Origin of the sequence: Campylobacter blaseri (assembly GCF_013201895.1) — a bacterium.
Taxonomy (GTDB): Bacteria; Campylobacterota; Campylobacteria; order Campylobacterales; family Campylobacteraceae; genus Campylobacter_B; species Campylobacter_B blaseri.
In genome coordinates, this window is the sequence record NZ_CP053841.1 from 440,278 (window position 1) to 454,627 (window position 14,350).

Annotated in this window: 17 protein-coding genes; 16 read left to right on the plus strand and 1 reads right to left on the minus strand. The window is 26.8% G+C overall.

The features are described 5' to 3' along the window. Window positions 1–24 precede the first annotated feature (24 nt). The 11 genes from murC (at window position 25) to CBLAS_RS02405 (ending at window position 9,262) form a co-directional block, all read left to right on the plus strand. The gene (gene murC, locus CBLAS_RS02355) at window positions 25–1,332 is read left to right on the plus strand and encodes a UDP-N-acetylmuramate--L-alanine ligase (RefSeq protein ID WP_106871481.1); all 1,308 of its coding nucleotides are present in this window, start codon (window positions 25–27) and stop codon (window positions 1,330–1,332) included. Further along, window positions 1,329–1,679: a hypothetical protein gene (locus CBLAS_RS02360; protein WP_106871479.1), complete on the plus strand. Its 351-nt coding sequence runs from the start codon at window positions 1,329–1,331 to the stop codon at window positions 1,677–1,679. Before murC ends, CBLAS_RS02360 begins: the two co-directional genes overlap by 4 nt. After that, on the plus strand, window positions 1,672–3,876 hold the full coding sequence (locus CBLAS_RS02365) for an endonuclease MutS2 (RefSeq protein WP_106871477.1): 2,205 nt from the start codon (window positions 1,672–1,674) through the stop codon (window positions 3,874–3,876). The genes CBLAS_RS02360 and CBLAS_RS02365 overlap by 8 nt, the downstream gene beginning before the upstream one ends. A gap of 8 nt (window positions 3,877–3,884) precedes the next feature. Then, entirely contained in the window at window positions 3,885–4,211 is a 327-nt protein-coding gene (locus tag CBLAS_RS02370) for a LysE family translocator (protein WP_106871474.1), read from the plus strand. 65 nt (window positions 4,212–4,276) lie between these two features. Further along, a complete protein-coding gene (locus tag CBLAS_RS02375; protein ID WP_106871472.1) occupies window positions 4,277–4,486 on the plus strand; it encodes a hypothetical protein in 210 nt (69 codons plus the stop codon). After that, window positions 4,487–5,584 carry a succinyl-diaminopimelate desuccinylase gene (gene dapE, locus CBLAS_RS02380; RefSeq protein WP_106871470.1) on the plus strand — a complete coding sequence of 366 codons (1,098 nt, stop codon included), beginning with the start codon at window positions 4,487–4,489 and terminating at the stop codon, window positions 5,582–5,584. It begins immediately after the preceding gene. A 144-nt stretch (window positions 5,585–5,728) separates the two neighbouring features. Continuing rightward, window positions 5,729–6,577 (plus strand): hypothetical protein, encoded by an 849-nt coding sequence (locus tag CBLAS_RS02385; RefSeq protein WP_106871468.1) that lies wholly within the window; start codon window positions 5,729–5,731, stop codon window positions 6,575–6,577. Window positions 6,578–6,739: 162 nt separating this feature from the next. After that, the gene (locus CBLAS_RS02390) at window positions 6,740–7,801 is read left to right on the plus strand and encodes a hypothetical protein (RefSeq protein WP_106871465.1); all 1,062 of its coding nucleotides are present in this window, start codon (window positions 6,740–6,742) and stop codon (window positions 7,799–7,801) included. Beyond that, on the plus strand, window positions 7,782–8,282 hold the full coding sequence (locus CBLAS_RS02395) for a hypothetical protein (protein WP_106871463.1): 501 nt from the start codon (window positions 7,782–7,784) through the stop codon (window positions 8,280–8,282). Before CBLAS_RS02390 ends, CBLAS_RS02395 begins: the two co-directional genes overlap by 20 nt. A 187-nt stretch (window positions 8,283–8,469) precedes the next feature. Further along, on the plus strand, window positions 8,470–8,793 hold the full coding sequence (locus CBLAS_RS02400) for a hypothetical protein (protein WP_106871459.1): 324 nt from the start codon (window positions 8,470–8,472) through the stop codon (window positions 8,791–8,793). Between the two features lie 97 nt (window positions 8,794–8,890). Continuing rightward, window positions 8,891–9,262, plus strand: a complete 372-nt coding sequence (locus CBLAS_RS02405; protein WP_106871457.1) for a RidA family protein — start codon at window positions 8,891–8,893, stop codon at window positions 9,260–9,262. Window positions 9,263–9,283: 21 nt separating this feature from the next. On the opposite strand, the gene CBLAS_RS02410 is transcribed toward CBLAS_RS02405, so the two are convergent. Next, the gene (locus CBLAS_RS02410; RefSeq protein ID WP_106871455.1) at window positions 9,284–9,985 is read right to left on the minus strand and encodes a TenA family protein; all 702 of its coding nucleotides are present in this window, start codon (window positions 9,983–9,985) and stop codon (window positions 9,284–9,286) included. A 153-nt stretch (window positions 9,986–10,138) separates the two neighbouring features. Between CBLAS_RS02410 and CBLAS_RS02415 the strand changes: the two genes are divergently transcribed. From CBLAS_RS02415 to CBLAS_RS02435, 5 genes are read left to right on the plus strand one after another with little or no spacing between them, the layout of a single operon-like run. Next, complete coding sequence (locus CBLAS_RS02415; protein ID WP_241517594.1) at window positions 10,139–11,227, plus strand: nitrous oxide reductase accessory protein NosL; 1,089 nt, start codon at window positions 10,139–10,141, stop codon at window positions 11,225–11,227. Continuing rightward, entirely contained in the window at window positions 11,220–11,504 is a 285-nt protein-coding gene (locus CBLAS_RS02420; protein WP_133169615.1) for a hypothetical protein, read from the plus strand. Before CBLAS_RS02415 ends, CBLAS_RS02420 begins: the two co-directional genes overlap by 8 nt. Further along, window positions 11,501–12,673: an ABC transporter permease gene (locus CBLAS_RS02425; protein ID WP_106871449.1), complete on the plus strand. Its 1,173-nt coding sequence runs from the start codon at window positions 11,501–11,503 to the stop codon at window positions 12,671–12,673. The genes CBLAS_RS02420 and CBLAS_RS02425 overlap by 4 nt, the downstream gene beginning before the upstream one ends. Beyond that, window positions 12,670–13,323, plus strand: coding sequence for an ABC transporter ATP-binding protein (locus CBLAS_RS02430; protein WP_106871447.1), 654 nt, complete (start codon window positions 12,670–12,672; stop codon window positions 13,321–13,323). Before CBLAS_RS02425 ends, CBLAS_RS02430 begins: the two co-directional genes overlap by 4 nt. After that, window positions 13,324–14,283 carry a hypothetical protein gene (locus CBLAS_RS02435; protein ID WP_106871445.1) on the plus strand — a complete coding sequence of 320 codons (960 nt, stop codon included), beginning with the start codon at window positions 13,324–13,326 and terminating at the stop codon, window positions 14,281–14,283. The last annotated feature ends 67 nt before the right edge of the window (window positions 14,284–14,350 follow it).

Below are 14,350 nucleotides of genomic sequence, written 5' to 3' on the forward strand. Positions count from 1 at the left end.
AAAATTTAATTTCAAGGTAGAGGTTTGCAAAAAGTTCATTTTATAGGGATTGGTGGAATTGGAATTTCAGCTATTGCTAGATTTTTAAAAGAGAAAAATTATATAATAAGTGGTTCAGATATCAAAGAGAGTGAAACCGTAGTAGAACTTCGACAAGAGGGAATGGAAGTAGTAACTCCACACTCAAAAGATATTATCAAAGATCAAGATTTTATAGTATATTCAGCTGCAATTAAAGAAGATAATATTGAGTTAAAAGAAGCTAGAGAAAAAGGTATAAAATGCTATTCTAGAAAGGAAATTTTACCACTTGTTTTAAAGGATAAAAAGGTATTTTCAGTAGCCGGAGCTCATGGTAAAAGTACAACCTCAGCCATGCTTGCAAGTATACTTGAAGGTTCTGTTATAATTGGAGCTATTTCAAAGCAATTTGGTTCAAATATGAAGTATTTTGAGAGTGAAAATATTATTTTTGAAGCAGATGAAAGCGATAGCAGTTTTTTAAATTCAAATCCATATTTGGCAGTTGTTACAAATGCTGAGCCTGAACATATGGAACATTATGACTATGATACTAGAAAGCTTTATGCTGCTTATAAAGGGTTTCTTGAGAGAGCTGATATCTGTGTTATTGATGCAGAAGATGAGTTTTTATCAACTTTAAAGATGGATTGCATAAAACTTTATCCAAGTAAAGATATTACAGATGTAAGGCTAGTTTTAAGAGACTATCAGCCATATATGAGTTTTAATCTAAAAAATTTAGGTAGGTTTGAAGTTTTTGGGATTGGATATCACATAGCAATTGATGCAAGTTTGGCTATTTTAGCAGCTGCTTGCAAAATGGGGCTTGAGGAGATAAAAGAAAAATTAAGCGAATATAAGGGTATTAGAAAAAGATTTGATATTTTAGTTGCTAGAAAGGACTATGTTTTAATTGATGATTATGCACATCATCCAACAGAGATAAAAGCAACTTTAAAAAGCGTTAAAGAGTATGCTAATCTTATGGGAATCAACAAAATTACAGCAATATTTCAACCACATAAATACACAAGACTTAAAGTAAATTTACAAGAGTTTAAAAACTGCTTTGAGGGAGTTGATGATTTGGTTATACTTCCGGTTTATTCAGCCGGTGAAAAGAGTAATGGAATAGATTTGCAAAAAGAATTTGCTCATTTAAATCCACTTTTTGCTGATAAAGTAAGTAGAGTTAATGAAAATATTGAGTTTAATGATATATTTGGAGTTAAGCATAGATTAGACTATGGTATAGTGATAGGCTTTGGGGCAGGCGATATTACATATCAATTAAGGAAAAAAATATGAGATATATAATTTTAATAATACTAGCCATTCTTGTGCTAGCTTTATTTAGTATAGATGATAACAAAATAAGTAAAAAAGTTAAATTTATAATAATACTTATCCTAGTTGCAATTGCCTCTTTTGGTTATTTTTACGAAGCAAAACAAGATAAGAAATTTGATAGTTTAAATTCCAAAATACAAGCTTTTCAACAAGGAAAAACGCTTAATTGTAATGGATATGAGGTAAACATGACAAATTTTAACTTCTCATACGCAACGCACTCTTTTATTTTTAAAAAAGATGCTAAGAAAGAGTTTCAAAATGTAATTATTAAAGCTAAGGATTGCAATTTAGATAATGAATAAAAATATTTTTAAAAAACTAGATTTAATTGAATATATAGAAAATTTCAACTCATTTTTATCAAGACCAAAAAATCTATATTTAGATGGTGATAGTAAGATAAACTATGAACAAATTATGGAATTTTCAAAACATGAAATAACACCGTGTGAAAACATCGCAAAGTTAGATGATGCAATTATAAGAACTAGTAAATTTGCAGTTTTACACATTAGTGAAATTTACGAATTTATAAAAATTATAAGATATTTTAACTATATAAAGAAATTTAATTTTGATATTAGGTTAAAAAATTGGCTTGATAGGATTATCATACCAGAGGCAATTTCTGAAATTTTAGATTATTTTGATAATAAAGGCGAGTTAAAAGATAGTATTGATGAAAGATTTTTTTCACTAAAAGAAGCGTATAAAATCAAAAAAAACGAGATAGATAGAGAGCTTAAAAAACTAATATACTCAAAATCCATAACGCCATATTTGGCAGATACTCAAATTCACTACATAAATGAAAATGAAGCACTTTTGGTTAGAGGTGGATTTAACCATGTTTTAAAAGGGAGCGTTGTTGCAAGAAGTAGTGGAGGGTATTTTTATGTGATTCCTGATTCTATATCAAAACTTAAAAGTGAACAAAGTGCTATTTCGGATAAAAAAGAGGAGATTGTTTATGAGTATTGTAAGCAAATTTCATCTACTTTTAATAAAAATTTACCATTTTTAAAGTTCATAAATAAGGAATTTGATAAGCTTGATAGTTTGCTAGCAAGGTCTTTTTTAGCAAAAGCAAAAGATTATGACTTTGTTTTAAGCGATAACTCAAGAGATATAATTATAAAAGAATTTGCCCACCCAGCGCTAAATAATGCAAAGAGAGTAAGCGTTGATTTTACTAAAAAAGTGCTTTTAGTAACAGGAGTTAATGCTGGTGGTAAAAGTATGCTTTTAAAGTCGATTTTAAGTGCTACTCTGCTCAGCAAATACCTTCTTCCTATGCCCATAAGATCTTATGGCAGTAAAATAGGGACATTTAAAGAGTTTGAAACCATTATGGAAGATCCACAAAATGTTAAAAATGATATTTCTACTTTTGCTGGTAGAATGCTTGGATTTTCTAAACTTTTTAATAAAAATAACCTTATTTTAGGGATTGATGAGATAGAGCTTGGAACAGATTTTGAAGAAGCAGCTAGCTTATATAGCGTGCTTATAAAAAAACTAATTGCAAAAGATAGCAAAATTGTAATCACAACTCACCATAAAAGACTTGCAATGCTACTTGCTAAAAATAGTGAAGTTGAGCTTGTTGCTGCACTTTATGACGAAGAAAAAGGAGCTCCAAAATTTGAGTTTTTAAAAGGAGTTATTGGAAAATCATACGCTTTTGAAACAGCTTTACGCTATGGAATAAATCCAAATTTTGTAAATGAAGCCAAAAAGCTTTATGGAGAAGATAAAGAGAATTTAAATGAAGTTATAAGCAAAGCTATAAATTTGGAACTTGAACTTAAAGAAAAACTTCAAGAAACAAAGGTGAAAGAGCAGAAATTAAATGATTTGTTAAATAGTTTGAAAAATCAAAAAGAAAAAATTGAAAAAGAGCAAAAACTTTTAATTTCAAAGCTTGAAATTGAATATTATAGAGCGATAGAAGAGGCTAAAAAAACTATAAATTTAAAAGATGTAAAAGATAAACAACGTAGTATTAATAGAGCAAATGAGTTAAAAAAACAGATAAATAAACCAGAATCTAAAAGTAAAGTAGAAAATTTTGAAGTAGGAGATATGGTTAAATACGACAAGATAAAAGGTAAGATTATAACTCTTAGCAAGAGTGATGCAGTAATTTTAAGTGATAATCTTCAGCTTAGAGTACCAATTAAATTATTAAAAAGAAGTGGAAATCCAACTCCAGCCAAAAAAAGCTCAATTAAAATCAATGTATCTAAACCTAAAAATGCAAGTTTTACTCTTGATTTACATGGGTTAAGGGCTGAAGAGGCTTTGGAAAAACTTGATAAATTTATATCAAATTCATTAGTAATGGGATATGATGAGGTTTTGATTAAACATGGAGTTGGAACTGGAAAACTAGCTTATGCTGTAAAAGAGTTTTTAAAAGCACACCCTAGCGTAAAAGCATTTCGTGATGGAATTCCAAGTGAGGGTGGGTATGGTTCAAAAGTGATAAAATTTTAAGGTTGAATATGCAAGAGTTTTTACAAGGAATTATGATAGGATTAAGTGTTGCTTTACCTTTTGGTCCTTTAAATATTTTAGTTATGTCATATGCGATTCATAGTTACAAGCACGCTTTAATAACAGGTATTGGTGCTGTAGGTGCAGATGTGATTTATTATTTTTTAATAAGCATAGGTGTTTTACAAGTATTAAATAGCCCAGAGTTTTTTAATATTTTAAGTGTAGTGGGTAGTTTGGTTTTAGTCTATTTGGCTTATGATATGTATAAAAATGCCTCTAAAGATATTGCATTAGAGACAAATTTACAAAAAAATAATTTTAAAATTTTTTAGAAGGTTTTTTCTTAAATGTAACAAACCCTTTAATTATAGCTATCTGGATAGGAATAGCCACTGCAATGGCGTCTTTTGAAGGAAGTTATATTATTGCATTCTTAGGTGTTCTTTTTGGGATTGGAAGTTGGATAGTTTTGTTTCCACTTGTAATATATAAAAGCAGAAACATAATAAGCAAAAGATTACAAAAGGGGTTATCTTATTTTTCAGCACTGATTTTGATATTTTTTGCAATTAGTTTATTGTATAATACATTTATTAAAGGAGTATAAATGAAAGCAATAGATATTTTAATTGAGATTTTAAAATTTAAATCAATAACTCCTAAAGATGATGGTGTATTAAATTATATTGACATATTACTTCCTAATTTTAAAGAGGAATTTATAGAAAAAAATAGTGTTAAAAATCTTTTTTTAAAAAAGAAATTTGGCGATGGTGTTCATCTTTGCTTTGCTGGACATGTTGATGTCGTGCCACCGGGAGATGGCTGGAGTAGTGATCCTTTTAAGCCAGTAATTGAAGATGGATATATATATGCAAGAGGTGCCCAAGATATGAAAAGTGGAGTGGCAGCTATGATATCAGCCCTTAATAGTGTAGAAAATTTTAGTGGAACTTTAAGCTTACTTCTAACAAGTGATGAAGAGGGCGATGCACTGCACGGAACTGTTGAGGTTTTAGAAATTTTAAAACAAAGAAATGAACTTCCTGATTACGCAATTGTTGCTGAACCAACTTGTAGCAAGATTATGGGAGATACCATAAAAATAGGTAGACGAGGTTCAGTTAATGGGGTTTTAAAAATTTTTGGAAAACAAGGACATGCTGCTTATCCTGCAAAGTGTATTAATCCAGTCCATATTTTAGCTAGTAAATTTAAAGATTTTGCAGGACATAATTTAGATAATGGAAATGAGTTTTTTGAGCCAAGTAAGATAGTTATAACTGATATCCGAGGTGGAATGGAAGTTACTAATGTAACACCTGATTATGTAAAAGTTATGTTTAATGTAAGAAATTCAAACCTAACAACAAGCCAAGATATTGAAAATTATATTAGAAATTTATATAAAGATTCTGATATCTCACTTGAAATAAATGGGAGAACAAAGCCATTTTTGACAAATAAAGATTCAAAATTAGTTCAATTTTTACAAAGTAGTGTTGAAGAAATTTGTAGCATAAAGCCTGTTTTAAATACAGCAGGAGGAACAAGCGATGCTAGATATTTTGCAAGTTATGGGGTAGAAGTTGCTGAGTTTGGGGTTATTAATGATAGAATCCATGCCACAAATGAAAGAGTTAGCATAGAAGAAGTAGAAAAATTAGATAAAATTTTAAAAAATTTAATAGAAAAATTTAATTAAATTTAACTATAGAACTTTTAAAAAAATAGATAAATTTATATAAGTATTTTAATTATAAATTTGCATTAATAAGCATTGGCGATAAAATTTAAAAATGTAAATGCCATATATAATTTGACTAATGAATTAGCATAAGGCAAATATATGAATAAAAATATAAATTCAAAACCTACTTTTAAAATCATAATAGGAGTATTGCTAGGAATTCCTATATGTGCTTTTTTATGGTATGTATATTTTTATGGTTTTGTATCTTTTGCTAGATATGCGGATTATGTATATAATAGTATTTTGCAAAATTTATTTTTTAGCTATTTTTCAGGTGATAGCTTTATAGATGAAACAATAGATTATGCAGAACATAGTTTTTTAATTATTTGCACTTTTATAATATCCATTTTTTCAATGCTTTATGTTTATATCAAATTTTATAAATACTATTTTAGTAGAGAAATAAATATAGGCATTATTGATTATTTATTATATTTTATTTTTATATTTTCTTTGTTTATAATGCTTGTTTCTAAGATATATAGTGATATAAAGGGTTATGAAATTAAATACTTTTTTGAACACTCTATAATTATATTTATATCGCTAATCATAACTTATACAACATCAGTAATAATTAATAAAAAAGCAGTTTTGCCAAAAAAGTCAAAACAAGACTTAGTTACTAAAAAGAATTTTAAAACAAATAGTAATTCAAAAGGTTTTAAATATTTTTTAAAGATATTTTTTTCAGCTATTATAGCCCCTATAATGATAATAATTGTTTTAGGTTTAGGCTACTTATATTATGTTTTATTGTATTTAGGTCCTACTGATGAAGCGATAAATGAAAAAGAAAATGTTATAAATTTAACAGAAAATATTTTGATAAAAAATGATGTATGTAAAAATGAAGATGATTGTGATGCAAAACAGTATATTCTCTATAGAGTAATGAAAAATAATATATATATATATATATATTCACAACAACATAAATAATGATAAAGTTTTTAATGATATTAAAATAAATTTAACTAAACTAAATCCAAAAAATGGAGTTAATTACATAGTTAAATTCTATAAATATAACCACGATGAGTATTTAAAAAATGAAAACCTTAAAAGAAGAGCATTTTATGAAATTAAAATAAAAGGATAAAAATGGAAAAAACAACCGATGAAGACAAGCCACTTTTAGTTATAAATCGTAAAAAAGATTTTAAGGTTGTTTTATATGAAATTTTTTATCTGATATGGGTAATTGTTACGGCTTTTGTTAGTTTATTTTTTATGGCATTATTGCACAATGCTATATCAACTATCATCGGCTATAGTTTGTTAATCTTAATCCTTTGGCATTTTTTTTGTGTATTTAGTATAAAACAAATTTTATGTTATGATGAATATTTTTTAATAAAAAGATTATTTTATACAAAAAAGATTTATTATAATACTTTACATAACAAATATAGTTTTTCTAGTGGTATAAATGATATGAGTTTAACATTAACACATAAAAAATACAAAATTAAAACTTTTATAAACAAATATGTATTTACCAAAGATGATTTTTCTAAATTCATTGAACTTTTAGAAAGTAAAGGGATAGAAAAAAATAAATTTTTTAGTGAAATTAAAGATAACAATACTAATATAAACGAACAATTAAAATCAAAACTTACTTTTAAAATTATAATAGGAATTTTGTTAGGCATTCCTATATGTGCTTTTTTATGTTATATTTATATTCTTGGTGCTTTTAAATTTTATTTATATATGGATCATCTTTATGATATTATTTCAAAATACCTATTTCCAAATTATAATACCGTTATACCTATCACAACTGAAGATGATTTTGATTTTGGAGAACTTGGTTTGTTAATTGGAACTTGGTACCTTTCGATTGCTTTTCTAACACTATACACTTATATAAAACTACTTATAAATCATTTTAGAAAAGAAAAAAGGCTTGGTATGTTTTTTTATTTTATCTATTTTGTTTTTATATTTTCTGCAATTGTAGCATTTTTAGAAACATCAGAGATATATCCTACTGACATATATGAAAAATCATATTTTTTTGAATATACAATAATAGCAACCATATCACTAATAGTTACATTTATAACATCAATTATAGCACATAAAGAAGTAAGGTTTTTTAAAAATAAAGATAAAGAAAATAAAAGGAGTATAGACAATGAACAAATTAACAGATAAACAAATAGAGTTACTTGATAATGAGCAAGCAAAAACAGAAAAATCAAAAATTAACATAGTTTTTCAAATCATATTGTTATCTTTTAATATGGCAAATTCATTTGTGTTTGTATGCTTTGCGTTTTATATTTCATACTATGTTTTGTTTGTAAAATTTGATAATACCTTATATAGCCCAGTGGATGGAATGGTTGCGATGGTTGAGTTTACTATTTTGTACTTATATATATTTTTGTTTTTTTTAATTACAAGTATTATTCTTGCTAAATTTTTTAAAAATCTTAAAAATTTAAATGATTTTTTTAAGTTTTTTTGTGTTTATTCATTTATAATACCTTGGATTATGGCACCTATAGTTATTTATATAAATAAAATATCAAATTCATATATTTTTACTATTTGTTTGTCTATAGTCCCGCAAATTTACTTAATTTGGATAATCTTTTTTATATTGAAATTTAAATTAGAAAGTAAAAAATGAAAAATATCATTAAAAATATTTCATTTTGTATTTTTGTATTTTTTTTCTCAAAAATTATATTTTCTATTTTTATAAACGATTTTTCTTTTTTTATTTTGCCTTGTATGCTATATTATGGCTATTTATATATTTACTTCTATCAAAACAAATTGGCAATTTTAAAATTAATAAAAATATACTTTTTTTAATGTTAACAAGTATATTCGCTTTTTATTCTGTCAAAATATACAAAATTTATTATAAAAAGCCAACTGAATTTATACAAAATATAATTTCTATAAAAGATAATGAAAAATTAAAATTATATGTCAACAAAATACTTGCTTATAAAAATAATGATGAAATTTTAGATTTTTTTAAAAAACAGAATTTTAAAATTTACAATCAAGAAGGATTTACTACTTTTTACTTTAAAAATATGATTTTAGGTAAAAAGTATATTATAGGTATAGAATTATTTGACAATAATATTACAAATGTTTGTGTTTTTACAGGATATAATGCAAATTAGTTTTTAGATTTAATATTATATGGTGTTTTAATAATTAAATATTTCTAAGTAACATAAATTTGCTATAATATTACAAACCAAATTTAAAAGGAAAAAAATGAAAAAAATTGAGACAAAAAATGCACCAGTTGCATTAGGACCGTATTCACAAGCTATAAAAGTTGGAGATTTTTTATTTACATCAGGTCAAATTGGCTTAAAGGTTGATGGTGAGTTTGCAGGAAGCAGTATAGAAGAGCAGACAAAACAGGCTATGGAAAATTTAAAAGCCATTTTGGAAGTAAAAAATTTAACTTTTGAAGATGTTATTAAAACTACAATTTTTTTAGCAGATATGAATGATTTTGCAAAAGTTAATGAAATTTATGGAAGCTATTTTGGAGAGCATAAACCAGCAAGAAGCACTTTTGCTGTAAACGCTTTACCAAAAAACGCTTTAGTGGAGATAGAGTTAATAGCTAAGATATAAAAAGAGCCAAACGGCTCTTTTTTAGCCAAAGATTTTTCTTATTAAACAAAAACCTTGTCCATGGAATTTTCCATAGCTTTGTTCAAAAAAACCTATTTCACACTTAATTGCTGTTCTAAAGATTTTTAAGAATCTCTCTCCCTCTTTTGATTCTAGTTCAATATCTGCAATTTTCTCATTTATAAAGTCTGTATATTCTTGAACTGCCTCTTTATAAGTCTTACCTTTATATATATCAATCCAGTTTTTATAAGCTTCTACTCTTGGATTATAAGATATATCTTTTCCTATTTTTTCAGCCATACCATAATACCCCACTATACATGGAGCAAGCGATATAAGTATTTCATTAACTGAGTATGAATTAGCAATATCTAAAAGGTATCTAGTGTAGGCTATTGTCGAAATTTCTTCTTCTGCTTTTTTTAGTTCATCTTCTGATATGCCTTGTTCAGAGCAGTATTTTATATGGTGAGCAAGCTCTTCTTGTAGTAAATTTTGAAGACCTAAAGAGAAAAATGTTAAATCATCGATATCTTTACTTTTATATATAGCCAAAGCATAAAGTTTGCCTACATTTTTTAAGAAAATATAGTCTTGAATTAGATAGTGTTTAAAAGCTTCAAGTTTTAGTTTAGAGCTAGCTAAGTCTTTAATGAAATCATGATATTGGTATTGATTCCATTCACTTTGATTTCTGTCAATTAAATCTTGTAATAACATAAAAACTCCTTTTAAAATAGTTAAATTGATTATAACAAGTATAATTAAATAATCAGAATTAAGCTAAAATGATACAATTAATATAAAATATAGATGATTAAGACATTGTTTATAGCCAATTTTATATAATAAATACAGTATAAGGAGATAGTTTTGCGTTTTGTAATATTTATATTTTTAGCTCTTAATATAGCAAATAGCTTTGCTTTAAAACCAAATGAAAACTCAAATTCAAAAATAGATTATATTAAGAGTGATTTTTCATCACTTAGCGCAAAAAACCTTAATGATTGCGGTAAAGCCTTGCATAAAGTTAAAACAAGAGATGGGGAAATTTTAAAGTATTGTTCACTTGGTGAGCTTGCTGTTCATAGTATGGATATGGATATTTTATTTAGCACTATTAGTGCAGTGGATTGGTATACTAAAAAAAATATTAAGGCAGATAGTGCCTACTATGTAGTAAATTCAAGTCTTGAATATGAAGCTGCGTTTAAGAATAAAGAAGATGCTTTGAAATTTAGTAAAGAATTTGGTGGAGAGATAGCTAATTTAGATAAAGCATATGATGTTGGCTTTATTAGAGTTGAAAATGATTTAGATAAAAATATATATAAAAATGAAAAGAAATTTTATCCTATGGGCGAGAGGATATATAATCTTAAATGTAAGAAATTTAATTTTGAAAACTATCCGTATATAAATGAGTTAAAGGTAGATATTTTTAAAAATTGTAAAAATTTAGATGAGCGAAAAGCACAACTTGTTTTGAATTATTTGTGGTATAAAAAGTCTCAAACTAGTAGCTTAAATTATAAAATTTCTCCTACAGATAAGGACAAATGTCCAGTATGTGGCATGTTTGTATATAAATATCCTAAATGGACAAGCTCTTTAAAGTATGCAGATAGCAAAGAGAGTAAAGTTCTTTTTTTTGATGGCGTTAAAGATATGTTTAAGTTTATCCATAGCCCTAAAAACTATGGAGCAAATAGCAATGATTTAAGATATGAGTTTATCCACGTTACAGGATATTATACTTTAGAAGCCATAGATGCAAAAGATGCTTTTTATGTTTTAGGCAGCGATGTTCTTGGCCCTATGGGTAATGAGCTTATACCGTTTAAAAAAGAAGAAGATGCAAGAGTTTTTAGGCTTGATCATGTAGGGATGGAAATTTTAAGATTTGATGAAATAACAAAAGGTATAATTTGTAAACTAGATGGGAGAAGCTGTGAGTAAAAGAGTAAAATTTACAATCTTAACTATTGTGGTTTTTTTATCTATAATAGTACAAATTTCTATATTATTACTTAAAGATTACAAGATAGAAGAAAAGCAAAATCTTATAAAAATCACATCTTTAAATAGCTTTGCCTTTTATACTCAAATTCCTTATCTAAGACATAGTTTTGGGCACTCATTGGATGAAATTTTTAAATACCACCCAGCTTTTAGAGAAAGCGATATAGGAAGCTTTGTTAATTCTGGATACGCAAAAAGGTTTATAGAAAAATGAAAAATTTATTTGATTACACTCTATCATCGCTAACAAGACATGGACTTAAAAATATAGTCATAATAGTCATATTTGGATTTTTGGTTTTTTTACTATCATCTGTTATTATGATAACAAACTCACTAGCTCTTGAGTATAAAACTATATCAAAAGATTTTCCAGATTTGCTAGTTCAAAAAAGATATGGAGCAAAGACATATCTAATAAGCCAAAAGGATGTTGAGCCATATTGGAAAATGGCTGGAATTTCATCTATTGAGGGTAGAATTTGGGGTCAATATTACTTTGAAAGGCAGCAAATTTATACTAGCATTTTTGGCATTAAAAGTTTTGTTGATTACTATCAAAAAGAGATAAAAGATATAGCTGAAAAACTAGATAACTCTTCTAGTGGTCCTTTGATGATTACATCACAAAGTATTTTGGATTTTTTTGAAGAAGATATTGAGACTTATGATGGAAGTTTGCCGTTTTTTACACCTCAAAATAGTATGATAAGAGTAGGAATAGGCGGTGTTTTTAAGCTAAAACACTCTTTAGAAAACAATGATTTAATACTTTTGGATGAAGATATAGCAAGAGAAATTTTAGGGATAGAAAAGGGCTATTATGCTGATTTTGTAATGAGAGTTTCTAATCCAAACGAAGCTGATTTTATAGCAGATAAAATTCGTCTTTTTGATCCAACTTTAAAGGTTATAACAAAAAAACAGATGTTGCAATCATATCAAGTTTTATATGATTATAAAAGTGGTTGGTTTTTAATGCTTTTAATTATCTCTTTTGTCTCTTTTTCTATAATTTTATATGATAAAGCAAGTGGACTTAGAAGCGAAGAGAAAAAAGAGATAGGCATTTTAAAAGCTCTTGGCTGGGAGATATCACATATAATAAATTATAAACTAATGGAATCTTTAATTCTTTCTATGTTTGCTTTTACTATAGGAATTAGTTTGGCTATGTTTTTTGTATATTTTTTACAAGCTCCAGGGCTTAAGTATGTGTTTAGTGGATATAGTGAGCTCAAACAACCATTTGAGCTTATATTTTCGTTTGATTTTAAAGCAATAGCTCTTATTTTTTTCATAACGATTCCATTATATGTAGCTGTTTGTATAATGCCAGCTTGGAAAATTGCTACAATGGATAGCGCAGAGGTTTTAAGATGATTGATGTAAAAAATATAACAAAAATTTTTAATGAAAATACAAATCAAGAATTTACAGCTCTTAAAGATATAAGCTTTAGTGTAAATAGTGGAGATATTTTCTTTCTAAAAGGTATAAGTGGTAGTGGTAAAAGCACGCTTTTAGCCATAATGGCAGGACTTTATAAGCCAACTTTTGGAGAGATTATAATGAACAATGAGAGCATTTCTAAGCTTTCTTTGAAATTTGCAAGTGCATTTAGAAGAAAAAACATAGGGATGATTTTTCAAAATTTCAACCTAATTCCAACATTTAATGTGATAGATAATATACTAATTCCAACCGTTGTGGATAAAACAAATAAAGTAGAATACGCAAAAGAGCTACTTAGTAAATTTGACTTAATAAACAAAGAGAATCTTTTGGTTAAAAATCTCTCAGGCGGAGAGCAACAAAGAGTTGCCATAATTAGAGCGTTAATCAACAATCCAACCATTATATTAGCCGATGAGCCAACTGCAAATTTAGATAAGGCTTTAAGTATAAAGTTGTTTGAATATTTTGAAGATATGAAAAAAGATGGAAAAACTATCATCATCTCTACGCACGATCCATTTTTACTAGAAAGTGATATAGCTGATGGCTTTTTTGAACTTAAAAAGGGTGAATAGATGTTAGTGCTTACACCTTTTATAATGACACTTTTGATAGTTGAGGGGATAATTGTATTTTTTGGTTTTATAGCCTTTATATTTTCTATAAAAATTTATAAAAAATACAATTTTAATGAAAATACCAGCTATCAATACAATCTCGCAAAACAAGGTTATCTCGTATCTATAATCGTATTTTTTATACTATGTATAAAATTACCTCTATTTTTGTTTTTTGTTTGGTCTATGGATGTGGTTTCATCTTTAATTCCAGGAGCTATGTGTGCTGCTGGGATTGTTGATGCTACAGATTATGGAATTTATATGTTCATCTTTAAGATTTTAAATTTGTTTTTTCTAAGCGGGTGGCTTCTTATAAACTATGAAGATTCAAAGACTAAAAATTCAAGTTTCTTAAAGACCAAATTCAAATTTTTCATACCTATTTTTATACTCTTGGCTTTAGAATTTTTATTGGAATTTTTACATTTTTCAGGTATCTCTTTGACTGAGCCTGTGCTTTGTTGTAGTGATATATTTAAGGCAAATGATTTGGGCGAACTTAAACTTTGGCATACGGATAAGTTTATACTATCTATTTTTTATCTATTTTTTATCTTAAATTTTATATCCGCTTACTATAAAGCTGATCTTTTGATATCTATATTTTCTCTTTTGTTTATGTTATCAGCCATATATGCGATTATTAGATTTTTCTCTCCATATATTTATGAACTACCAACTCATAAATGTCCATTTTGTATGCTTCAATCAGACTATGGCTACATAGGATATCCTATATATATTTTGATATATTTGGGTGCTGTTCCTGGGTTTTTTATATTTATTTTAGAGCTTTTAAATGTGAAGATAGAGGAGTGTTGGTATAAAATTTCAATGTATGCAAATTTAGCACTTGTTGGAATTTTAAGCTATTTTCCACTAGCTTACTATATAAAAAACGGAGTTTGGCTGTAGAGGTTGTTTTAAATTTTGATATTTAATTATTTTTACCGCTTAACATTTTGGTTAAGTGTTTTACTAT